Source organism: Rhizobium skierniewicense Ch11 (genome assembly GCF_023757665.1).
Lineage (GTDB): Bacteria > Pseudomonadota > Alphaproteobacteria > Rhizobiales > Rhizobiaceae > Agrobacterium > Agrobacterium skierniewicense.
Genome location: NZ_RXPG01000005.1, coordinates 315,001 through 337,989, shown reverse-complemented (window position 1 = coordinate 337,989; position 22,989 = coordinate 315,001). Strand labels below are relative to the sequence as shown.

Sequence of the window (22,989 nt, the reverse complement as noted above, 5' to 3'; positions counted from 1 at the left end):
CAACACTTTGTGGCGAAAATGCAACGACACACACGCCTTGTCAACAGACTCAGGCTGTTCTTGAGCTCCTGTAGACCGATACACCCAGTTCCCGGATTTTCTTGCGCAACGTATTTCGGTTCAGTCCCAGCAAATCCGCAGCCTTGATCTGGTTGCCACGCGTCGCTGTCAGTGCAGCAAGTATGAGGGGATATTCCATTTCCCGTAAAACGCGATCATAAAGACCCGGCGGAGGCAGGCTTTCGCCAAACCCGGAAAAGTAATCGCGCATATTTTCTTCCACGGCCTGGGAGATCGTCAACGAGCCGTTGCGCACGGCTGTCCGATCAATCGGACTGTCAGCGACATCGGACTGAAGCTCCTGTTCGATGATTTCGCGCGTGATTACTTCCTGTGGATAGAGCGCCATCAGACGACGGATGAGGTTTTCCAACTCACGAACGTTCCCCGGCCAGGCATAGGCCTTCATCAGTTCCAACGCTTCGGTCTCGAAGCGCTTACCCTCCAGCCCTTCCTTTTCACCCGTCTGGATGAAGTGGCGGACAAGGTCGGGAATGTCTTCCGCACGGTCACGCAGCGGGGGCAGGCGCAACGGCACGACGTTGAGACGGTAATAGAGGTCTTCGCGAAACAGACCCTGATTGATCGAGGTCTTCAAATCCTTGTTGGTCGCGGCGACGATGCGAACATCGGTGCGGATGGGCGTCCGGCCGCCAACGGTGGTGTACTCGCCCTGCTGCAACACCCGCAGAAGACGGGTCTGGGCATCCATCGGCATATCGCCGATTTCATCGAGAAACAGCGTCCCACCCTCAGCCTGTTCGAAGCGACCGGTGGAGCGGTTCTGCGCGCCGGTAAAAGCTCCCTTTTCGTGACCGAAAAGTTCCGACTCGATAAGGTCCCGGGGAATCGCAGCCATATTGATCGCAACGAAAGGGCCGTTGCGGCGTTTGCCGTAATCATGAAGCGCGCGCGCCACAAGCTCCTTGCCCGTGCCCGACTCACCCGTGATCATCAGCGTCAAATCCGTCTGCATCAGCCTCGCCAGGACGCGGTAGATCTCCTGCATGGCGGCGGACCGTCCTACCAGCGGCATGCCGTCTTGCATGTCGTCATCGAGCTTGGCAGGCTTGCGCTTTGGCTCGGACAGAGCGCGACCGATAATGGCGATCAGCTCCGTCAGATCAAACGGCTTGGGCAGATAATCATAGGCACCTTTTTCAGAGGCCTTGATGGCGGTCATGAAAGTGTTCTGGGCGCTCATGACCAGCACCGGCAGATCTGGTCGGGCCTTTTTGATTCGAGGAAGAAGATCGAATGCGTTTTCGTCCGGCATGACGACGTCGGTCACGACAAGATCGCCCTCACCCGCAGAAATCCAGCGCCATAGCGTCGCCGCGTTGGAGGTGATGCGTACATCGTATCCGGCACGGCTGAGAGCCTGATTAAGGACGGTGCGGATGGCCGCGTCGTCATCGGCCACAAGAATCGTTGCTGTCATCGATTAAGTCCTGTCGGGTTCGGCAAAATGCTGTCGTCTACCGCCACTTCCGGAGAAACGGGCATCAAGACGCGGAAAGTCGTACGATGGTTCTGGCTGTCGCATTCCACGATGCCGCCATGGGCACCGATGAGTTTGGCAACGAGGGCAAGGCCCAGACCCGAACCGTTGGTTTTGGTGGTAATGAAAGGGTCGAAAAGATGCGGCACGAGATCTGACGGAACACCCGGACCGTTGTCGACCACGCAAAATTCCAGCGGCAGCGAAATGCGCTCACGCGTCCCCGCGACAGACAGACGAATGCCGGGGCGATAGGCGGTCGTCAGAATGATTTCGCCATCCTGCTGGTTGCTGACCGCTTCGGCGGCGTTCTTGACCAGATTGAGGAAGACCTGCACCAGTTGATCACGATTGGCATAGACGGGCGGCAAGGACGGATCGTAGTGTTCGCTGATCTTCACATTGCGCGCAAAGCCAGCTTTTGCCACCGCCTTCACGTGGTCCAACACCGAGTGAATGTTGATCGGCATGCGGTCCACGGGGCGCTCGTCGGAGAAAATCTCCATACGATCCACCAGAGAGACGATGCGGTCGGTCTCATCGCAGATCAACCGGGTCAGAGCGCGGTCTTCATCAGGAACGGATGTCTCAAGCAGCTGCGCCGCACCCCGAATGCCCGAAAGCGGGTTCTTGATTTCATGGGCCAGCATCGACGCCAGCCCCGTCACGGAGCGGGCTGCGGCACGATGCGTCAATTGACGATCGATCTTGTCGGCCATGGACCGTTCCTGGAACACAACCACAACCGAACCCGGTTCGCTAACAACGGGCGCGACGTATAGGTCCACCAGCTTGTCCTGACCAAGACGCGGCGACGACAAATCGACGCGGTACTCATTGACCGGCGCACGGCGCTCGCGCACCTGATCGATCAGGGCCAGCAGTGGGCTTCCAAAGGGAATGAAGGTCGAAATGCGGTAGCGCGCCAGATGCGTGGCACTTGCGCCGAAAAATGCCTCTGCCTCCCAGTTGGCAAACGCAATGAAGCCCTCTCCATCGACCAGTATCACCGGGTTTTGAACGGCATTGAGAACAGCCATGGCCAGCACATTGCTGCCACCGGGGGGTGCAGTCTCGGCACTCATGCGGCCCGCCTCGCAGCAGATCGTTCTGCTCCCTGTTGTAGGGCCGAGCGCAGCAGGGCTATCACCTGCCCCGTATTCTTCGATGTCATGATGTCAACCTTGTCATCTGTCTTCATGTCAGGCGCAAATCGATCGAGATACCATCCAAGATGCTTGCGCGCATGGCGAAGACCGGCTTCGATGCCGTAAAATTCCAGCATCAATTCATAATGTTCGACGGCGATATCAGCGATCTGCTCCGGCATCGGCGGCGCGTGGCCTGCCAGAACAGCTGGCAGCCAGGGCTGCCCCTGTGCGCCCCGCCCGACCATGACGGCATCCGCGCCAGAACGGCGCAGGATTTCGCAGGCATCGGCATTCGTTTCCACATCGCCGTTGGCGATGAGAGGCACGGAGATCACGTCGCGCACGGCCTTGATCGCATCCCAATTGGCACGACCTTCATAAAACTGCATGCGTGTGCGACCGTGAATGGTGATGAGCTTCACGCCTGCCGCCTCTGCACGCGTTGCGATCTCCGGGGCGTTGATGGACGAATCATCCCAGCCCAGCCGCATTTTCAATGTGACCGGTACATTCGCCGCTTTGACCGTCGCCTCGATCAGCGTCAAAGCATGATCGGGCTCCCGCATGAGAGCCGAGCCGGACAATCCGCCTGTGACTTTCTTGGCAGGGCACCCCATGTTGATGTCGATGATCCCGGCGCCATTATCTGCGGAGATTTTTGCGGCCTCCGCCATCCAGTAGGCCTCGCGCCCGGCAAGCTGTACCATATGCGGAACCATGCCCGCATTCTTCAGTCGGGCCCATGATTCTCCGCGATTGGCAACGAGCTCACGACTGGCCACCATTTCCGTCACCACAAGACCGGCACCGAAGCGCCAGGCAAGCTGACGAAACGGCAAATCGGTCACACCAGACATGGGCGCAAGCACCGCCCGGTTGCGAACGGTGGCGGTTCCGATCTGAAACGGGTCTGACAGCTTCAAATTAAGCAAATGGTCAACTTTCATGCATTTTTTAAATTTGCATTATTTTTAGACAGTGTTCGTGCTCTTGCCAAGCACTTTCACTGATATAAGCGTGTGTTTTTTTGACTTGCCGTTTTGTCGCTGTGTGAAGAGATCATACGTGTCGATGATGCCTGAGAAGCCAGCGCGTCTCCCACTGGTCATCCTTTTCCTAAAACGCTACACCACCGAAGTAAACCGATGAAGAAATGCATAAATGACATGGGTTCAATGCAGGAAGGCTCTATGAGAATCGGTATCGTCGTGGTGGCGGCAGGGCGTGGAGAACGCGCAGGCGCACCGGAAGAAGGTCCCAAGCAATATCGCCTCATCGGCGGAAAGGCCGTTATCGAACACACGCTCGCGCGATTTTTGGGGTGGGAGCGATCTGCACACATCGTGGTCGTCACCCATGCCGACGATCGTGCCCTGTTCGAACCTATCGCCCAAAGACTGAATGCCTATGATCGGATCAGCCGAGTGACAGGCGGGCCGACGCGCCAGCAATCCGTTCTGGCCGGGCTTGAAGCACTTGAGGCGCGCGATGTTACCCATGTCATGATCCATGATGCGGTGCGCCCCTTTATCGATGTCGATCTGCTGGAGCGGATCGCGAACGCGCTTGCTGAAGGAGCGCAGGCCGTTTTGCCTGCGGTTCCGGTCGCAGATACCCTGAAGCGCGGCCATGATGGCTATGTTGGAGAAACCGTGCCGCGCAGCAATCTATACGCGGCGCAGACACCGCAAACTTTCGATTATTCTCTCATTCTACGGGCGCATAGACATGCCACCTCCTCCGGTCGCATCGATTTTACCGACGATGCCGCGATTGCCGAATGGGCCGGCACACCGGTGAAGCTGGTGGACGGCATCGTCGATAACGTGAAACTGACTTTGAAACGGGATATCGCCATGGCTGACGAAAAACTTTCCGCCGCGTTGCCGGATGTACGCACGGGCAACGGTTACGATGTGCATCAGCTGGGTGAAGGCGATGGCGTGACACTGTGCGGCATCTTCATCCCGCACGATCAGAAGCTTATCGGCCACTCGGATGCAGACGTCGCGCTCCATGCCCTGACGGACGCGTTGCTGGCAACGTGCGGCGCCGGTGATATCGGCGATCATTTTCCGCCATCCGACCCGCAGTGGAAAGGTGCTGCATCGCGCATTTTTCTGGAACATGCGGCAAAGGTCGTGCGGGGCAATGGCGGCACGATCATGAATGCCGACGTTTCACTGATTGCCGAGGAGCCACGGATCGGCCCGCACCGGCAGGCGATGCGTGAGAACCTTGCCGACATCCTGGACATTTCACTCGACCGTTGCTCGGTGAAGGCAACCACCAATGAAACCATCGGCTTTGTCGGTCGGCGTGAGGGAATAGCCGCCATCGCAACCGCGACCGTTGTTTATCGCCAGAGGCCTGCATGAGCGTGTTTCCGTCAGACATAGAGACGCTGGCACGCAAGGTCGTGGCCGACTTCACCGCTCGGGGACACATGCTATCGACGGCGGAGAGCTGCACGGGCGGACTGATCGCAGGAGCGCTGACGGAGATCGCGGGGTCATCTGCCGTGGTCGACCGTGGCTTCGTCACCTACACCAACGACGCCAAAATGGACATGCTCGGGGTCAGCGCCCTGACGCTGGAAACCTTCGGTGCCGTTTCCATGGAAACCGCGCTTCAAATGGCGCATGGCGCGCTTTATCGATCACGCGCGCATGTCTCCATGGCGGTCACGGGTATTGCCGGTCCCGGCGGCGGGTCGGCGCTCAAACCGGTCGGTCTCGTCCATATTGCTGCAAAGGCGCGGACCGGGCGTATCCTTCATCGGGAGATGCGGTATGGAGATGTGGGTCGCGACACGGTTCGTCTCGCGACGGTCAAGACATCCCTTGAGATGCTGATCGAACTGTCTCAATCCGTATAGATCTTGTCGGCACGCGCTTCGAAGGCTTCCGCAAACATGCGAAAAGCGCGGTCGAACATCGAGCCCATGACGGCGCCCAGAAAACGGCTTTTGAACTCGTAATCGATAAAGAAGTAGACCGAGCAGCCGCCATTTTCGCCGGGTTCGAAACGCCAGCGATTGTCGAGATATTTGAACGGCCCATCCAGATATTTCACATCGATGGCCGATTCCTCAGGTTTGAGAAGAACCTGAGTCGTGAAGGTTTCTCTGATCGCCTTGTAGCCGACCGTCATATCGGCAACCAGCAGGGTCTTGGTGTCGCGCTCTTTTCTGGAACGAACGGTCAAGCCATCGCAAAGCGGCAGAAATTGCGGGTACGTCTCCACATCGGCAACGAGATTATACATCCGTTCGGGAGAGTGTCTGACAGGGCGGCGTGTTTCGAATTGCGGCATGAGGGGCAGTTAATGCGCCGCGCGAACAAGATCAAGAAGTAGACTTGCCTGCGCTCTGGATTTCACCTGAAATATTGGCACGTGCGGACCGTAAAGTTCGAAATTGCGCAGGAATACGGGCGCGTGGTGCTTCTCGAAGGTCCAGATGTAGCTGAGAAACTCCCTGTCAGGTAATGGTTCGCGGCAACCGTCCGCCATGTATGGCCGCACAGTGCCATAATATTTCGCCACTCGCTTCGCGACACCCATAAGACACGTCACTCGCGGCAGCCTCATCCATATGACGACGTCGGTTCGCGGCAACCTCAATTCGAATGTGGAAGGACCGGAGCCATCCAGCAGCCAACGCTCACGACGCACGATATCTTCGAGGATGCGGCGCTGTTCGCCACTGTCTCGCTGTGTCCATTCCGACATCCACCTCACATCCCGGTCGATGGAGAAGTATTCCAATCCTTTACGCGAGCATATCCCCTGTGAAAGCGTCGTTTTCCCGCCTCCAGAACAGCCGACGACCATGATGCGGGATGCCTTGGATATACACTCGGCGGCTTCCTCGATGCTGTTGATGGCGGCCATCCTGTCTACCCTTGCATAGCAGTTCGGAGAAATTGACTCTTGCAACCCGACCGGGCTCGGCGTTATTTAACAGCAACGACGATTACATCCTTGGGATGCAGCCAAACAATCGAGTGATACGATGGACGATTTTGCCAACATCATCAACCTTCTGGAATCCGCAAAACAGCTGGCATCCATGAACAGCATGCCGATGCTCGCCTATCTCATCGACGTGGCCAAGTGCGAAGCACGGGAAAACAAACCGGTGCTGCGTAAGCGCAAGCGTGGCGAATCGACCATCAAGCAGGAGGCCGAGGCTTGAGATTTTGCCTGGCGGCCTGCCTGCCGACATGAAATTATCCATTCCATAGGTGGCCGCGTCGCGGCCATCTTTTGTTTTGGGAAGGAGGGAGCCTTGAATGAAAGCCACGTCTGTCGATCTGCGCTCCTATCGCGGTGAAACTCCAAATGAATGTCATGCCTTTGTGCAGATCGTTCTTCCCGTTGCAGGACACCTCGAAATCGATGTCTGCGGCCTTCAGGAGAAGCTGTCCCCCGCCAAGGGCGTGATCGTTCATCGACATACCGCTCACACGCAAACCAGTGACGTCCTGAACCGCTCGCTGGTCGTCGATATCGACGAGCAGTCAGTGCCCGCGCAGACTCTCGACAGGTTTGCATCGAAACCCTTTATCGATCTCAACCTGCGCACCACCAAGCTCGCCCACTACATGCGCGACTTGACGCTAGGCGGCGAACAGGACGCCAAAGCCAACCTCGCCTGGACGCCGATCCTTCTTTCCAGTCTCGTGGATGAAAAGCCCGATATCGTTTCGCGATTGACTGCGTTGAAAGCTCTCGTGGAAATCAATCCGCTCATGCCTTGGCCTTTGGATCGCATGGCAGAACAGGCCGACATCAGCGTCAGTCGCTTGCATGCGGTTTTCCGGGAGCACTTCGACGAAAGCCCGCACCTCTGGCTCCGCGATCTGCGCATGAAGGCGATATGCAGGCTTCTGACAGGTTCAAACCTGCCAATCGCGCAGATTGCCGACCGGGCAGGTTTTTCCGATCAGACCGCCCTCACCCGTGCCATGAAGAAAATCGTTGGCACGACACCCGCCGCCTATCGCCGCGAGTTTTCGGGGCTGCCGCAATAGTTTATGTCAAGACAGCACCCACGCGCCGTGGCAAACAGCGTCAGGCAACGAGTGGGCATGGCATGAACAGGACGGGACTGGGCGTATTTTACGGCATGCTGGCAGGCGCGCTTTGGGGAGGCATTTTTCTCGCTCCGAAGCTGATCCCTGATGGCTTTACGCCCTTACAACTATCGACGGCGCGATATCTCACCTACGGCGTCTTCGCGCTGATCTTGATCGGCCCCAAACTTCGCCGTGTCGCGTCCCGGTTCGGAAAAGCGGAATGGATTGCCTTGGGTTGGCTCAGCCTCATCGGCAATATCGTCTACTACTTTTTTATCTCCACGGCGGTGCAGCTCAGCGGCGTTGCCTTCACCTCCATCATCATCGGCTTTCTGCCTGTGGCCGTGACCATTATCGGCAGTCGTGACCATGGCGCTATCTCCCTCAAACGCCTATGGCCTTCCCTTGTCTTCGGGGCCATCGGAATCTTTGGCGTGTCGTGGCAGTCATTGGCCGAGGGGCAAGGCGGGTTCGATCTCACCAAGATCGTCGGCCTCGTCTGCGCCATTGGGGCGCTTGCCTCGTGGACAGCCTTTGCCGTCGGCAATGCCCGCTGGCTGACGCGCCTGCACGATGTGAGCGCCGACGAGTGGAACCTGATGACGGGTGTCGTGACCGGCGGACTGGCGCTTGTGCTCGCGGTCCCCGCCTTCGGCTTCAGCGCCGATGTCCACGCGCGCGCCGACTGGCTGCAATTCGCCTCGGTTGCCGTGGGTCTTGGCGTTACCGCCTCCATCTTCGGCAATGCGCTCTGGAACCGTATGAGCCGCCTGCTGCCCCTGACAATGGTGGGGCAGATGATCCTGTTCGAAACGCTTTTCGCGCTTCTCTACGGGTTCATGTGGGAACAGCGCGGCCCGACCCTGATCGAAACGGCTGCGATCGTATCTGTGGTGGTGAGCGTGTTGTTGTGCATGCAGGCGCATCGGCCTGCGAAGGTGAATGGGTAGAACGCAAAGGCCTTGAGCCAATGCAACCCGATTGCCTTGCTCGGGCTTGACCCGAGCACCTAAAAACCCGCTACAGGGAACGTGGGTGTCATCCCCAAAAGTAAAAGCGTCGTGCGCTGTCAGCCTCTGCCCAACAGCCTCATCACAACCTACTCTGCAGCAGCGAGCAGCTTGCGCTCGCGATTGACCCGGAGCCGCTCGAAATCGTCACCCGCATGATGTGAGGAACGTGTCAGAGGGCTGGATGCGACCATCAGAAAGCCCTTGGTGTATGCAATCGTCTCATAGGACTTGAACTCTTCCGGTGTGACGAATTTTTCGACCTTGTGGTGCTTTCGGGTCGGCTGGAGGTACTGGCCAATGGTGAGGAAGTCGACGTCTGCACTGCGCAGGTCGTCCATCAATTGCAGCACTTCGTTGCGCTCTTCTCCGAGGCCGACCATGATGCCGGATTTGGTGAACATGGTGGGGTCCAGTTCCTTGACGCGCTGAAGCAGGCGCACGGAGTGGAAGTAACGCGCACCGGGGCGCACGGTGAGATAATTGCCCGGAACCGTTTCCATGTTGTGGTTGAAGACATCAGGCTTGGCGGCGACAACACGTTCGAGCGCACCAGGCTTCTTCAAAAAGTCGGGTGTCAGGATTTCGATGGTGGTGCCTGGCGATGCTGCGCGGATGGCCCAGATGACCTTTTCGAAATGCTCCGCTCCGCCATCATCCAGATCGTCACGATCAACCGAAGTGATGACGACGTGGGAGAGACCCATCTGCTTGACGGCCTTGGCGACGTTCTCAGGCTCCAACATGTCGAGTGCATTCGGCTTGCCGGTGGACACATTGCAGAAGGCGCAAGCGCGGGTGCAGATCTCGCCCATGATCATGAAGGTGGCGTGCTTCTTTTCCCAGCACTCGCCGATATTTGGACAGCCGGCCTCTTCGCACACGGTTACCAGCTTGTGGCTGCGCACCAGTTCGCGCGTCTCCTGGTACCCCTTGGATGTGGGTGCCTTGACGCGGATCCATTCCGGTTTGCGCAGGACTTCCGTATCGGGCTTGTGCGCCTTTTCCGGATGACGAACGCGCTTTTCGTCCGTCTGGGACATCCTGTCGAGAATAGTGACCATAAGAGACCTGCTTCTACCGCGTGGATGCGGCCTTAACGCCTGACGAGCTTGGCGATGAATAACAGAAGGCTTGCGCCCAAGAAAGACGTGACGAAATAACCGAGGCGGCTATCTTGCACGAAGACATCGAAGGTGCGCAGCACGGCAACCGCCACCACGGAGCCGACGATGCCCAGAACGATGTTCATGAAAATGCCAAAGCGCATATCCATGAGCTTGCCTGCAAGCCATCCCGCAAGGCCACCAATGATAATCGCACCGATCCAGCCTACACTTTCCATGCCACACCCTTAACCTTCTGTCGTCGCCTGCTCTGCTCGTCAGACAATCAGTTTTGCAATCAGCGTCACAATGATGGCGCCGACCGTTGCGTGAATGATCTGCACCACCAGCGCGTTTTCAATGCCAAGTGAAATGCCAAGCGCGTTGAACACATAACCGCCGACAAATGCGCCAATCACACCGCTGAGAAGGCAGCCGATCAGACCACCACCGCCAACGATGAGACTTGCCAGAAAACCGGCCACAAGGCCGATCAGGAGAAAGATAATCCAGGCTTCCGTTGCAACCGACATGTCTTTCTCCCGTTGGCGCCGCTCCCCTCAAAGAGTGGGAGCGCGCAGCGCAATTATCAAGCGTTCAGCGCACGTCCATAGGCATCCAGCACACTTTCCTTCATCATTTCCGACAGGGTCGGATGCGGGAAGATGGTGTGCATCAGGTCTTCCTCGGTGGTTTCGAGGTTCATGGCCACGACGAAGCCCTGGATGAGTTCGGTCACTTCCGCACCCACCATATGCGCGCCGATGAGCTCGCCGGTTTTTTTGTCGAAGATCGTCTTGACCATGCCCTGATCTTCTCCGAGCGCCACGGCCTTGCCGTTGGCCGCAAAGGAGAAGCGTCCGACGCGCACGTCGCGGCCCTGTTCCCTAGCCTTGGCTTCCGTCAAACCGACCGAGGCGACCTGCGGGTTGCAATAGGTGCAGCCGGGGATCTTGCTCTTGTCCATGGGGTGGACATTCGGCAGGCCTGCGATCTTCTCGACGCAAATGACGGCTTCATGCTCTGCCTTGTGGGCCAGAAGCGGGCCGCCGGCGACGTCGCCGATGGCATAGATGCCGGGAACGTTGGTCTTGCCGTAGCCATCGATGACGACGAAGCCGCGATCGGTCTTCACGCCCGCTGCCTCAAGGCCGATATTCTCGATATTGGCCTGAACGCCGACGGCGGAGATCATCCGGTCTGCGGTGATCTTCTCGGACGAGCCGTCTTTCTTTTCGATGGTGGCGGTGACTGAATTTGCACCCTTCTCCACCTTGGCGACCTTGGCCTCCAGATGAATCTTTATGCCCTGCTTGTCGAACTGCTTCTTTGCGAAAGCGGAGATTTCCGCATCCTCGACCGGCATGACCTGGCTCATGATTTCGACGACCGTCACATCAACGCCCATGGTGCGATAGAAGCTGGCAAACTCGATACCGATGGCGCCCGAACCCATGACGAGCAGCGACTTCGGCAGTTCTTCCGGCTTCATCGCCTCGAAATAGGTCCAGATCAGCTTGCCATCCGGCTCGATGCCGGGCAGCGCGCGCGGACGTGCGCCGGTGGCGACGATGATATGCTTGGCGGTGTAAGTACCTTCACCCAACGTGTTTTTCGGCACGGGACCCTGCGGCTGGACGACAGGTTTCGTCATCTTGCCAACGACGATTTCGCCGGGCTTGGTGATCTTGGCCTCACCCCAGATGATATCGACCTTGTTCTTCTTGAACAGGAAGCCGACGCCGTTGTTCATGCGGGCGGCAATGCCGCGCGAGCGGGCGACGATGGCCTTCACGTCCGGCTTGATCGAGCCTTCCAGCGTCAGGCCGTAATCCTTCGCATGGGTTGCACTGTGCATGACGTCTGCGGTGCGCAGCAGGGCCTTGGTGGGAATGCAGCCCCAGTTGGAGCAGATGCCCGCCAGGTGTTCGCGCTCCACGACGGCAACCTTCAGACCGAGCTGAGCCGCGCGAATGGCGGCGATATAACCACCCGGACCGGAGCCAATGACGATGACGTCGTAGGATTGAGCCATTCTATTTCCTGCCTTTATCTGTTTGACGGCGGCGTGGCGCCGCTGCGTCAATCGAGTATCTTCAAAGTCCCAACATCATGCGCACCACGGGCTCCAGCCCGCGACCGATCGCACGTGTGTTTTCCGCATCCAGGTGCACACCATCCACGGGCGTGGTGACGGCGACGGATGCAGCATCGAAAAATCCGCACCCCTTGTCATCCGCCAGATCGCGATAGAGCGAGCCCATCATCTTCGATTGTCCGACCGCGTCAATGAACATGGCCGCGAATACCTCGTTGCCCGTCTCGCAGATATGCGGCGCGGACACGATCAAGATTTCCGGCTCGTCATGATCCTCGAAGGACCATGCGTGCTTGCGAACGAGGCTGACCAGACGTTCCACGCCCTTGACCGCACCGACGGCATTTCCAGGGCCGATGCCGCGCTTGAGATCGTTCGTGCCAAGCATGATGATGACCAGATCGATCGGCGCATGGCTGTGCAGAAGCGTCGGCAACACAGTCGCACCATTACGGTCGCAATCTGCCAGATGATCGTCATAAGCAGTGGTGCGCCCGTTCAAACCCTCGGCAATGACGTTGACCTCTTGACCCAGCGCCTTTTGCAAAACGCTCGGCCAGCGATCCTCATAGGCATGGCGCCCCAGATTTTCGGCGTCATATCCCCAGGTCAGACTATCGCCATAGCAAAGAACGGTTTTCATTCTCGGTTACCTCAATGGCTCTGATGGACGCCCGCCCTGACAAACTGGACAGTTCCGGATATGTATGTCGCACCCATTTGCGCCATACTCAGACGAACAATGAGTGCAACGTAACCGCCAAATTTTCTGGTTGCCGTGGGTCGTAGACGCCGAGTCGGTATTCTCGACGACGAGTTGGCCTTTGGACGTTAACTGACCCACGTAAACCATGTTTATACCAGCATCGACATCGGACTTTCGATGTAGCGTTTGAAGGCGGACGCGAGTTCCGCGCCAAGCGCGCCATCGATGACGCGGTGGTCGAAGGCAAAGGTGGCGGTCATGACTGTGCCCACTTCGATCTTGCCGCCACGAACGACCGGCTTTTCGACGCCTGCGCCAATCGAGACGATGGACGCCTGCGGCAGGTTGACGATGGACGTGAAGGACGAGACACCGAACATGCCCAGGTTGGAAACCGACGTGGTGCCTCCCTGGTATTCATCCGGCTTCAGCTTCTTGTCACGGGCGCGCTTGGCCAAATCCTTCACCTCGTTGGAGATGACGGACAGGGACTTTTCCTCGGCCTTGCGTACAATGGGCGTGATCAGGCCATCGGGGATCGAGACCGCGACGCCGACATCTGCATGTTTGTGCAGCACGCGGGCCGTGGACGTCCAGGAGGCATTCGCCATCGGAACGTCGCGCAGAGCAAGCGCCATAGCCTTGATGATGAAGTCGTTGACGGAAAGCTTGAAGGCCGGAACCTCACCCTTTTCCGTCTTCTTCACCGGTGCAGAGGCGTTGATCTCGGCACGCAGCTTCATCATCGCATCGAGTTCGCAGTCCATCGAAACCGTGTAGGACGGAACGGTCTGCGTCGATTCGGTGAGGCGCGAGGCAATCGTCTTGCGCATGCCATCGTGCGGCAGAAGCTCGTAGGAGCCTTCCGCAAACAGCTTGAGCACGCTTTCGTCGGACGGCCCCTTGGCAGGTGCCGATGCAGACGCACCGGGCGCTGCTGGTGCAGATGCCACAGCAGACTTGGCGCCGCCGGAGCTTACTGCCTTTTCAACATCAGACTTGACGATGCGGCCATGCGGGCCTGAGCCAGACACAGCGGACAGGTCAAGACCGGCATCCTTTGCCAAGCGGCGCGCCAGCGGCGAGGCGAAAAGACGCTCGCCAGAGGTCGACACGGGCGCTGGCGTGGACGGTGCTGCCGCCTGATCGGCCACCGGCTTTTCAGCCTTGGCAGGCGCCGCCTCGGACTTCGGCGCTTCGGCCTTGGCTTCCTGCTTGGGCGCTTCGGCCTTTGGTGCCTCGGCTTTGACTTCAGACTTTGCAGGCGCAGCATCGCCGCCCTTGGCCGCTTCGGCGACGTCTTCGCCTTCACCGGCCAGAATAGCGATCACGGCATTGACCTTCACCGCTTCGGTGCCAGCCGGAACCAACAGCTTGGCAACGGTGCCTTCGTCCACGGCTTCCACTTCCATGGTCGCCTTGTCGGTTTCGATCTCGGCAATCACGTCGCCGGGCGCTACCTTGTCGCCTTCCTTGACCAGCCATTTGGCCAGATTGCCCTCTTCCATCGTCGGAGACAGGGCAGGCATTGTGATGTTGATAGGCATCGAAACGCCCTCCCCTTACTTGTAGCAGACGGCTTTGACAGCCTGGATGACTTCGTCGACATTCGGCAGGGCCAGCTTCTCCAGATTGGCCGCATAGGGCATCGGAACGTCCTTGCCGGCAATCGTGACGATTGGCGCGTCGAGATAATCGAAGGCAGCGCGCTGAACCTGGTTGGCGATGAAGTCACCGACTGATGACTGCGGGAAGCCTTCTTCGACAGTGACCAGACGGCCGGTCTTCTTGACGGATTCGATCACCGTCGGAAGGTCCATCGGGCGGATGGTGCGAAGGTCGATCAACTCGACATCGATCCCTTCCTTTTCAAGCTCCGCAATCGCCTTGATGGCGTAAGTCATGCCGATGCCGAAGGACACGATGGTGACATCGTTGCCCTTGCGGTGAATGCGCGCCTTGCCAATCGGCAGCACGAAATCATCCAGCTTAGGCACTTCGAAACTCTGGCCGTAAAGGATTTCGTTTTCGAGAAAGATGACCGGGTTCGGATCGCGGATCGCCGCCTTCAGAAGACCCTTCGCGTCAGCTGCCGTGTAAGGCATGACGACCTTGAGGCCCGGAATGTGGCTGTACCAAGCGGCATAGCACTGCGAGTGCTGCGCGCCAACGCGGGCAGCCGCGCCCGAAGGACCACGGAACACCATCGGTGCACCCATCTGACCGCCGGACATGTAAAGCGTCTTGGCGGCTGAGTTGACGATCTGGTCGATGGCCTGCATGGCGAAGTTGAACGTCATGAACTCGACGATCGGACGCAGACCCGTCATCGCTGCGCCGACGCCGATACCGGCAAAGCCGTGCTCGGTGATGGGCGTATCGATGACGCGCTTGTCGCCAAATTCCTGCAACAGGCCTTGAGTGATCTTATAGGCGCCCTGATATTCGGCGACCTCTTCGCCCATGACGAAAACGTTTTCGTCGGAGCGCATTTCTTCGGCCATGGCATCGCGAAGCGCTTCGCGAACGGTTGTCATGACCATTTCCGTACCTTCCGGCACATCAGGGTCAGCCGCGACGTCAATCTTCGGAGCCGCCGGAACCTTGGCAGCATCCTTCTTTGCAGAAGGCTCTTCGGAGGCTTCGCGGCTCTTGCCGCCCGCAGCGTCCGAATCGGAATTGGCCGCTTCTGCCTTTGGCTCTTCTTTCTTCGGAGCCGCCGACATGGCGTCTGCACTCTCGCCGTCCTGAAGCAGGATGGCGATGGCGGTGTTGACCTTGACGCCTTCGGTACCGGCCTCGATCAGCAACTTGCCGATGGTGCCTTCATCGACGGCTTCGACTTCCATCGTCGCCTTGTCGGTTTCGATTTCGGCAATCGCGTCGCCGGAGGCAACCTTGTCACCCTCTTTCTTCAGCCATTTGGAAAGCGTGCCTTCCTCCATGGTCGGGGAAAGGGCGGGCATGAGAATTTCTATAGGCATGATATCTCCCTTCCCAAATCAGAGCAGAATGTCGGTGTAGAGCTCGGAAACATCCGGCTCCGGATCGTTCTGAGCGAACTCAGCGCTGTCGGCCACGATGTCACGGACATCCTTGTCGATTGCCTTCAGTTCATCCTCAGAGGCCCAACCCTGTTGAAGGAGTCGTGCCTTGACCTGCTCGATTGGGTCATGTTCCGCGCGCATCTTCTGCACTTCGTCTTTGGAACGGTATTTCGCCGGGTCAGACATGGAGTGACCGCGATAACGATAGGTCAACATTTCCAGAATGATCGGACCCTTGCCGGAGCGGCAATGTTCAAGCGCTTCGTCCGCAGCAGCCTTGACGGCACGGACGTCCATGCCATCGACCTGCATGCCCGGAATGCCGAAACCGACACCGCGCAGCGAGTAGTTCGACTGCGCCGTTGCGCGGGCACTGGACGTCCCCATGGCGTAATGGTTGTTTTCGACGATGTAGATAATCGGGAGCTTCCAGAGAGCAGCCATGTTGAAGCTCTCATAGACCTGACCCTGGTTGGCCGCGCCATCACCGAAATAGGTGACCGACACATTGTCGTTGCCGCGATATTTGTTGGCGAAGGCGAGACCCGTGCCAAGCGAAACCTGCGCACCGACGATGCCGTGACCACCATAGAAATGCTTCTCTTTCGAGAACATGTGCATGGAGCCGCCCTTGCCCTTGGACAAGCCGCCACTGCGGCCGGTCAACTCAGCCATGACGCCACGCGCGCTCATGCCAGCAGCCAGCATGTGGCCGTGGTCGCGATAGGCGGTGATGACCTGATCGCCTTCCTTCTGGGACATGTTCATGCCCACAACGACAGCTTCCTGGCCGATGTAGAGATGACAGAAGCCGCCGATGAAGCCCATGCCGTAAAGCTGGCCAGCCTTTTCTTCGAAACGGCGGATGAGAAGCATTTCACGATAGGCGTGCAACTCTTCTTCTTTACCAAAGTCCGGCGTATTTTTGCCGGTGAATTCCTTGGTGGCGGTCTTTGCCGTGGTCTTGCGGCCGGATACGGTCGCTGTTTTTCGCGGCGCCATTCATCCCTCCCTGAGTTGCCATTAGAATGGTTGGATTGGGACGCACCATATGCAAGAAAAGGAAAAGCAGCAATGCTATAAACGCATGGCTCATATTCTGGCTAAGTTACTGTGAATAAATTAAAAAAGTCGATTAACCTGAATCAAGTTAATCAGAAATATGCGTTCATGATGACGATTTCGTCTGAACGCGACATATTCAGCTGATAACGCGAGATCTCATCGATCATGTCCCGCTCCAGCGATCCATCGCTCATCAATTCGACCTGCCGCTCCAGCGAAACACGCGTTTTTGTAAGCTTCGCAAGCTCCGCTGTGCGGGCTATACGCTGATGCTCCAGGCGTTCCGCAGCTTCAAGTCCGAAATCGCCATGGACGGAATGATATCCGAAATAGGATAGAAAGGCGACCGTGATGGCCGGAACGACCAGACGGCCAAAACGTCTTTTCTTGTGATGCTTGGTCCACATACTCTGAAACAGCCTTCAAACGCGCTACTGGGAATCACCCTAACCGCATTTGTTTAACCATCCGTTGACCTTAAGGGCCTTGGCGCAGTGGCCATGAAAAAAGCCCGCACAAGGCGGGCTTTTCGATATTACTTCGAGAAGATATCCAGACCACTGCCCCACGGACCGTGCGGCTTGTCGACACCATCGGTGCGCTCAAAACCATGTGCGCCGAAGAAGTCACGCTGCGCCTGAATGAGATTGGCGCTGCCACGGGCACGACGGTATGCATCGAAATACCCCAATGCCGACGCCAGTGCGGGAACAGGCAGACCAGACAAGACCGCATACGACACGACATGGCGTAGCGGTGCATCCGTATCCTTGACCATCTGCGAGAATGCAGGTGTGACGATCAGGTTGGCAACATGCGGATCCTGAGTGAAGGCAGAGGTGATCTCGTCCAGGAACTGCGAGCGGATGATGCAACCGTCGCGCCAGATGCGCGCAATGGTCGGCATCGGCAGATCCCAGCCGAACTCCTTCGATGCCGCCGCCATCACGGCAAAGCCCTGAGCGTAGGCCCCGATCTTTGCTGCCAACAGCGCGTTTTCAAGATCATCGATGAAGGCTTGTCTGTCGGTCGGTGCAGCCAACGCCTTCGGCAGGCCCAGTATGCTTTCCGCCGATTCGCGCTCCGACTTCTGCGACGACAAGATGCGTGCGGCAACTGCAGCTTCGATGGCGGTCGCGGCAACACCCATATTCTGCGCTTCGATGACCGACCACTTGCCGGTGCCTTTCTGGCCAGCCTTGTCGAGGATGAGATCGACCATCGGCTTGCCGGTGATCGGGTCTGCGGCGCGTAAAACTTTCTCCGTGATCTCGATGAGATAGGAGTTCAGGCGACCCTTCTTCCACGTACCGAAAACCTCTGCAATTTCCGTGGCATTCAGCTTCAGGCCATCGCGCAGAATGCCGTAGATTTCAGCGATCATCTGCATGTCGGCATATTCGATACCGTTGTGGATCGTCTTGACGAAATGGCCTGCGCCATCGGTGCCGAGCCACGCCACGCATGGGTCATTGTCGTATTTCGCGGCGATGGAGGTCAGCACCTTCTCCACGCGCTTCCAGCTGTCCTCCGTACCGCCCACCATAATGGATGGGCCGTGACGTGCACCTTCTTCTCCACCGGATACACCCATGCCGATGAAGGTCAGGTCGGTATCCTTGAGAGTGTCAAAACGACGGATGGTATCGCGGAAATTCGCATTACCGGCATCGATCATGATGTCGCCGTTTTCAAGATGCGGCTTGAGGAGCTCCATCTGCTGGTCGACCGGTTCGCCGGCCTTGATCATGATGATGATCGGACGCGGTGGGCGAATGGCGGCGATGAAGTCTTCGATGGTTTCGCAGGGAATGATCTGCCCCTGCAATTCGCCTGCATCGGCGTAGAATTTCTTCGTGACTTCCGGGGTTCGGTTGAAAACAGCAATCTTATTGCCTTTTTCCGCGATGTTGAGCGCAAGGTTAGACCCCATTACGCCAAGACCGATCAAACCGATTTCTGCCTGTTCCACGGATCTATCTCCATTTTGCATTTCAAGGCGCCTGTTCTGGCACTCCAGCTCTCAAACGGCAAGGCGACAGCCATGGAAAAGAGGTGAAATTCGTCGCGGCATGTCTGCTTTGCATAAACGCCCAGGTGAAGCTCAAGCGGAGCGTCGACGCCCGTGCCGCCCGCTGATGAATGCAAAGAGGCGGGCGCGAGTTCGGCTGTGAACAAAGTGAGCTGGTACGATTATTGCTTCATAATTCTGGGGGCTTGTTGCTGTACGCTTCCGTTTTCGATTTCAGACATTTTTTCTCAGGGGATAGCGATAATGGCTCAAAACACCTGCCTCTCCCGGATTGATAAAGACATTTTGGATACGGTCCATCTCAGGGCCTATCCGATCGACACCCATCTCGACACGCTCTACTTCACCCGCGTCGGCGGCTATGACTTCTGGAAGGGCGACTGGAAGACAAATCATGAGCCCTTTTCCATCAAGATCATCAAAAAGACGACGCCGAAAGGCAATAACAGTCCGCATTGCGAGCATGTCAGCGGCCCAGACTTCCTCAAGGGCGGCTACGGCGGCGCCTGCTTCAGCGCTCATGCCCTCTGGGAAAACCTCATTTCCTCGCCCTTCCTCGACCCTTGGAAGAACTGGCTCGATCATAGCCGCTATGTCCGGCGTATCGCCGCCGAAAGCAACGGGGCCATGCGGATCACAACATCGCCCGAGGAGGTGAGACAGTCACGAGACGACGGTGTTGCAAGCGCCATCCTGTCGGTCGAAGGCGCTCACATCCTTGGAGCGTCCGGCCGCCGCACCGAAGGCCAGCGGCTTTCAAGGCTTGCCGAGATCGCAGCAGAAGGGGCCGCCTATATAACACTCAACCATTTCAGCCATACGGATATCTGCGAGGCGGGCTTTCAGCCGATGAACCCATGGCGCCGGGTTCGGGGCGGCGGCCTTTCCGCCTTCGGAGCGCGCTTCGTCGAGCGTTGCGTCGATCTGGGGCTGATGATCGACGTCTCCCATAGCCGCAGCGAAGCGATCATCGATATTTCCGGTCTGTGCAAGGCGCGCGGCGCGCCGCTGCTTGCGTCCCACGGAGCTGCGCGCAGCATCAGCGCTAGGGACAAGGCCTCGCGGTCGAAACACCTCGCGCGAACGTTTCCCGACAATGCGATACGGGCAATTGTCGAAACCGGAGGCACGATCAGCGTCATCCTCTCGCCCTATTACCTCAAGGACGCGCGCCTGCCTGACGGCCGCCCGGACCGGGACGCGGATCTTGCCTATGTCGTGACCTATTACGAGAGGCTAGCGCGCCTCATCTCCAGCATGAACATCACCGAAGATCCCTGGAACCACCTGTCGTTCGGCAGCGATTTCGACGGCGGCATCAGCAGCATTCCGACCGGTTTGCGTACGGGTGCCGATCTGCGCAACTTCACCCTCGCCATGCTGGACGCCGGCTGGCCGGAGGAGCGGATCTACAAGGTCTATAGCGGCAACTTCCTGCGTGTCTGGGATGGAGCAAGACGCGCAGCAAAACAGAAGATCAAGGCTCCCGCTGGAACTTAGACAGCGAAAAAAGGACCGACCGGATGGTCTAAGCAGGCGCCAGACTCATTGGGGAAAAACGGGCGGGGCGAACTGCAAGAGGTTGCTCTTGTAGTTCTCGATAACAAAGCTGATCGGCGTGCCATCCGGCTTGCTCAACATCGCCTGGTTGCTGATGAGGGTCTCGGGAATATCGATCATCTTATTCGTTGCGGCCGGAATCGTCCCTCCCACTGCCCAGTTTCCCGGCAAAGGCTGCCACAGCAATTGCGACGAGATGGTATGACGCTGGAACTGCAGCGGCGCGACAACCTTTCCAAACGGCGTATCGGTCGTGTCCAGCGTCTCGTTCATCTCTGGCGTCAAACGGGCGGGCACATACCAGTTGTCGGCCTCCGACAGCACCAGCGTGCCGCATTTGAGAAGGACATGGCGGTAGCCGAGCCTGTCTGCCGCTGCGACGTTCAATTGCTTGCGCACCGTCTCGGGCGGCTCCTTGGTGTCATTCAACCTCGTGGCGGAAATCTTTGCGGGATCGGCAAGCCGGTGATCGTCGCACCAGCGCTCGAGCGTCAGGGTGGCGCTGTCATGGCTGAGCAGCTGAATGTTCAGATCCTGCACCACCGCCAGTGCCGCGAGACGTTGGACCGGGGTGTCGGGCCAGACCATATCGTTGGCAAATGATGGGCCTGCTGCCACCAGAAGAATGCTGCAGGCGATAGACTTGATAGCCAAGGATGACATGCGCGTCTCGCTCCGGGTCATTGTCGTGGATGCCGGGCACCCGTGATGATGCTAGAAAACCAGAACGCGCGGCTTGTATGGCGAATTTATGGGCGGAGACACGGCAAGGAACGCCGGATTTCACCCCTTCATTTTAAGGGGTAGTCCTGCGGCGATGAAATAGACGCTTGCCGCGACGGCTGCGATCTTCTGATGCAGGCGTCCGGCATGATCGCGAAATTCACGCGCCATGCGATTCTCCGGCACGATCCCGAGCCCGACTTCGTTGGAGACGAAAACGATGGTCGCGCTGGCGACAGCCGCTTGGTGCACCAGCGCGTCGAAGGCCGCGGCCATATCGGGGCCCTCCTCCATCATCAGGTTTGTCACCCACAGCGTCAGGCAATCGACCAGAATGGTGTTGGAGGCGGTGTCGAGCCTTTTCAGCGTCTCGACCAGTTGCAACGGCTCTTCATGGGTGATCCAGCCGTCGCCGCGCGCGATGCGATGCTGGGCGATTCGTGCTTCCATTTCCTCGTCCCAGGCAAGGCCTGTCGCGATGTAATGCGCGGACCCTTCAAGCGAAAGCACCAGATCTTCGGCAAAAGCGGATTTGCCTGAACGCGCACCGCCAAGGACGAGGATGGAACGGGACGCCTCTGTCATTCAAAACCTAGGATATCGGGAGGATGTAAAGCGATCCGGTCGCCTGCGCGGACAGAACCGCACGCTGTGGGACGAAAAGCATGAAAAGAGAACGATTCGTAGATATGGAGGCGTTCTCCCGGTCGATCATGCATCACCGGTACAGTACCGCTTCCATCCAGAATGCCCCTGCCCGCACAGCGCGGACATATCAACACATGGACGAACACGACAACACCGGATCGCTGATATCAAAGTAGGGAGAAAACGGCTTGCTGTCAATTTTCAAGACGCAAAAACCGCGCTGCAGAAGCTGCAGACGCGGTTTTGAGCTCCAAAACGCAAGGAGCGAAGTCAGGCGACCGGTACGCAAAACCCAATCCGGCGCCACACAATCCGTCTTACCGGGATAACCTTACCGGATCGTTAGCGCGGATATCAAAAACAAAGTCGGCACAATGTTCATGTCGCAATTGCGTTGCAGCCGAAACATAGAGATATAAGAGCGGGATGACGGCATGAACGGACGGACGAGCACGACATGACGACTATCGATTACATCGCACTGACGATCTTTGTCGTTCTCTGGTATCTCTATACATACCTTACGACAGCCCGATCGCCATTTCCCCGCACGAGCCTCAATCAGGCGATGGCCGATCGACGCAGAAAGTGGATCTACAATTCGCTGACGCGCGATCTAAAGATGATCGACACGCAGATCATGGCGGGGCTTCAGAACGGAACAGCCTTTTTCGCCTCAACCTCGATCTTCGCCATTGGCGGCTGCTTTGCCCTTCTGGGGGCAACAGAACGGGTCGAATCGGTTTTTCGCGACATGCCCTTCGTCTATTACGGCGGACGAACGGCGTTCGAGATGAAGGTCATCGGCCTGACGACCCTGTTCGGCTACGCCTTCTTCAAGTTTGGCTGGTCGTATCGACTGTTCAACTATTGCACCATTCTGTTTGGTGCGATGCCGATGACGCATGAGGCCAATGCCGACAGGAAGGCCGCCGAGCATGCGGCCGAAAACGTGATCCGCATGAACGTGATTGCAGCCAAGAACTTCAACGACGGTCTGCGCACCATCTTCCTGTCGATTGGCTATCTCGGCTGGTTCATCAACGCCTATGTCTTCATGGCAAGCACGGTCATCATCATCGTCGCGCTGTTGCGGCGGCAGTTTTTTTCGGAAGCCCGGCTGGCAATCATCGACGACCGGTAAATCACCGCCTTGAAATCGCCTCAGTTTGAAGGCGAAGCGCTGCCAAAGCCCGATAAA

Annotated in this window: 24 protein-coding genes; 7 read left to right on the top strand and 17 right to left on the bottom strand. The window is 57.9% G+C overall.

Annotation, left to right across the window (positions count from 1 at the left end):
* Nucleotides 1-49: 49 nt before the first annotated feature.
* From ntrC to dusB, 3 genes are read right to left on the bottom strand one after another with little or no spacing between them, the layout of a single operon-like run.
* Nucleotides 50-1,501, bottom strand: coding sequence for a nitrogen regulation protein NR(I) (gene ntrC, locus EKM04_RS05030; protein WP_174153206.1), 1,452 nt, complete (start codon nt 1,499-1,501; stop codon nt 50-52).
* On the bottom strand, nt 1,498-2,646 hold the full coding sequence (locus EKM04_RS05025) for a two-component system sensor histidine kinase NtrB (RefSeq protein ID WP_174153205.1): 1,149 nt from the start codon (nt 2,644-2,646) through the stop codon (nt 1,498-1,500). Before EKM04_RS05025 ends, ntrC begins: the two co-directional genes overlap by 4 nt.
* Nucleotides 2,643-3,659: a tRNA dihydrouridine synthase DusB gene (gene dusB / locus EKM04_RS05020; protein ID WP_183896841.1), complete on the bottom strand. Its 1,017-nt coding sequence runs from the start codon at nt 3,657-3,659 to the stop codon at nt 2,643-2,645. Before dusB ends, EKM04_RS05025 begins: the two co-directional genes overlap by 4 nt.
* A gap of 243 nt (nt 3,660-3,902) precedes the next feature.
* Between dusB and EKM04_RS05015 the strand changes: the two genes are divergently transcribed.
* Nucleotides 3,903-5,090: a bifunctional 2-C-methyl-D-erythritol 4-phosphate cytidylyltransferase/2-C-methyl-D-erythritol 2,4-cyclodiphosphate synthase gene (locus tag EKM04_RS05015; RefSeq protein WP_174153203.1), complete on the top strand. Its 1,188-nt coding sequence runs from the start codon at nt 3,903-3,905 to the stop codon at nt 5,088-5,090.
* A complete protein-coding gene (locus tag EKM04_RS05010; RefSeq protein ID WP_183896840.1) occupies nt 5,087-5,590 on the top strand; it encodes a CinA family protein in 504 nt (167 codons plus the stop codon). The genes EKM04_RS05015 and EKM04_RS05010 overlap by 4 nt, the downstream gene beginning before the upstream one ends.
* Here the strand turns inward: EKM04_RS05010 and EKM04_RS05005 are convergent.
* Nucleotides 5,578-6,027: a type II toxin-antitoxin system RatA family toxin gene (locus EKM04_RS05005; RefSeq protein WP_174153201.1), complete on the bottom strand. Its 450-nt coding sequence runs from the start codon at nt 6,025-6,027 to the stop codon at nt 5,578-5,580. The two genes, EKM04_RS05010 and EKM04_RS05005, sit on opposite strands and share 13 nt — an antisense overlap.
* A gap of 9 nt (nt 6,028-6,036) precedes the next feature.
* Entirely contained in the window at nt 6,037-6,606 is a 570-nt protein-coding gene (locus EKM04_RS05000; RefSeq protein ID WP_174153200.1) for a P-loop NTPase family protein, read from the bottom strand.
* Between the two features lie 121 nt (nt 6,607-6,727).
* Between EKM04_RS05000 and EKM04_RS04995 the strand changes: the two genes are divergently transcribed.
* The 3 genes from EKM04_RS04995 (at nt 6,728) to EKM04_RS04985 (ending at nt 8,743) form a co-directional block, all read left to right on the top strand.
* Complete coding sequence (locus tag EKM04_RS04995; protein WP_174153199.1) at nt 6,728-6,910, top strand: hypothetical protein; 183 nt, start codon at nt 6,728-6,730, stop codon at nt 6,908-6,910.
* Between the two features lie 97 nt (nt 6,911-7,007).
* Complete coding sequence (locus EKM04_RS04990; RefSeq protein WP_183896839.1) at nt 7,008-7,748, top strand: AraC family transcriptional regulator; 741 nt, start codon at nt 7,008-7,010, stop codon at nt 7,746-7,748.
* A 62-nt stretch (nt 7,749-7,810) separates the two neighbouring features.
* Nucleotides 7,811-8,743, top strand: a complete 933-nt coding sequence (locus EKM04_RS04985; RefSeq protein WP_183896838.1) for a DMT family transporter — start codon at nt 7,811-7,813, stop codon at nt 8,741-8,743.
* Nucleotides 8,744-8,892: 149 nt separating this feature from the next.
* On the opposite strand, the gene lipA is transcribed toward EKM04_RS04985, so the two are convergent.
* The 10 genes from lipA to gnd form a co-directional block, all read right to left on the bottom strand.
* Nucleotides 8,893-9,867 (bottom strand): lipoyl synthase, encoded by a 975-nt coding sequence (gene lipA, locus EKM04_RS04980; protein WP_183896837.1) that lies wholly within the window; start codon nt 9,865-9,867, stop codon nt 8,893-8,895.
* A 32-nt stretch (nt 9,868-9,899) separates the two neighbouring features.
* Nucleotides 9,900-10,148: a GlsB/YeaQ/YmgE family stress response membrane protein gene (locus EKM04_RS04975; protein WP_174153195.1), complete on the bottom strand. Its 249-nt coding sequence runs from the start codon at nt 10,146-10,148 to the stop codon at nt 9,900-9,902.
* Between the two features lie 39 nt (nt 10,149-10,187).
* A complete protein-coding gene (locus tag EKM04_RS04970) occupies nt 10,188-10,442 on the bottom strand; it encodes a GlsB/YeaQ/YmgE family stress response membrane protein (protein ID WP_183896836.1) in 255 nt (84 codons plus the stop codon).
* Between the two features lie 56 nt (nt 10,443-10,498).
* A complete protein-coding gene (gene lpdA, locus EKM04_RS04965; protein ID WP_183896835.1) occupies nt 10,499-11,944 on the bottom strand; it encodes a dihydrolipoyl dehydrogenase in 1,446 nt (481 codons plus the stop codon).
* Nucleotides 11,945-12,005: 61 nt separating this feature from the next.
* Nucleotides 12,006-12,650, bottom strand: coding sequence for an SGNH/GDSL hydrolase family protein (locus EKM04_RS04960; protein WP_183896834.1), 645 nt, complete (start codon nt 12,648-12,650; stop codon nt 12,006-12,008).
* Nucleotides 12,651-12,862: 212 nt separating this feature from the next.
* The gene (locus EKM04_RS04955) at nt 12,863-14,260 is read right to left on the bottom strand and encodes a pyruvate dehydrogenase complex dihydrolipoamide acetyltransferase (protein ID WP_183896833.1); all 1,398 of its coding nucleotides are present in this window, start codon (nt 14,258-14,260) and stop codon (nt 12,863-12,865) included.
* Nucleotides 14,261-14,275: 15 nt separating this feature from the next.
* The gene (locus EKM04_RS04950) at nt 14,276-15,697 is read right to left on the bottom strand and encodes a pyruvate dehydrogenase complex E1 component subunit beta (protein WP_183896832.1); all 1,422 of its coding nucleotides are present in this window, start codon (nt 15,695-15,697) and stop codon (nt 14,276-14,278) included.
* An 18-nt stretch (nt 15,698-15,715) separates the two neighbouring features.
* The gene (gene pdhA / locus EKM04_RS04945; RefSeq protein ID WP_174153189.1) at nt 15,716-16,762 is read right to left on the bottom strand and encodes a pyruvate dehydrogenase (acetyl-transferring) E1 component subunit alpha; all 1,047 of its coding nucleotides are present in this window, start codon (nt 16,760-16,762) and stop codon (nt 15,716-15,718) included.
* A gap of 152 nt (nt 16,763-16,914) precedes the next feature.
* Nucleotides 16,915-17,232 (bottom strand): FtsB family cell division protein, encoded by a 318-nt coding sequence (locus EKM04_RS04940; RefSeq protein WP_183896831.1) that lies wholly within the window; start codon nt 17,230-17,232, stop codon nt 16,915-16,917.
* Between the two features lie 128 nt (nt 17,233-17,360).
* Nucleotides 17,361-18,797 (bottom strand): NADP-dependent phosphogluconate dehydrogenase, encoded by a 1,437-nt coding sequence (gene gnd / locus EKM04_RS04935; protein ID WP_183896830.1) that lies wholly within the window; start codon nt 18,795-18,797, stop codon nt 17,361-17,363.
* Nucleotides 18,798-19,100: 303 nt separating this feature from the next.
* Between gnd and EKM04_RS04930 the strand changes: the two genes are divergently transcribed.
* On the top strand, nt 19,101-20,357 hold the full coding sequence (locus EKM04_RS04930; RefSeq protein WP_183896829.1) for a membrane dipeptidase: 1,257 nt from the start codon (nt 19,101-19,103) through the stop codon (nt 20,355-20,357).
* Nucleotides 20,358-20,402: 45 nt separating this feature from the next.
* On the opposite strand, the gene EKM04_RS04925 is transcribed toward EKM04_RS04930, so the two are convergent.
* Together EKM04_RS04925 and cobU are read right to left on the bottom strand one after the other, a co-directional pair.
* Complete coding sequence (locus EKM04_RS04925) at nt 20,403-21,080, bottom strand: hypothetical protein (RefSeq protein ID WP_234910972.1); 678 nt, start codon at nt 21,078-21,080, stop codon at nt 20,403-20,405.
* 120 nt (nt 21,081-21,200) lie between these two features.
* On the bottom strand, nt 21,201-21,725 hold the full coding sequence (cobU, locus tag EKM04_RS04920; RefSeq protein ID WP_183896827.1) for a bifunctional adenosylcobinamide kinase/adenosylcobinamide-phosphate guanylyltransferase: 525 nt from the start codon (nt 21,723-21,725) through the stop codon (nt 21,201-21,203).
* A 520-nt stretch (nt 21,726-22,245) separates the two neighbouring features.
* Between cobU and EKM04_RS04915 the strand changes: the two genes are divergently transcribed.
* Nucleotides 22,246-22,932 (top strand): DUF599 domain-containing protein, encoded by a 687-nt coding sequence (locus tag EKM04_RS04915; RefSeq protein ID WP_183896826.1) that lies wholly within the window; start codon nt 22,246-22,248, stop codon nt 22,930-22,932.
* The last annotated feature ends 57 nt before the right edge of the window (nt 22,933-22,989 follow it).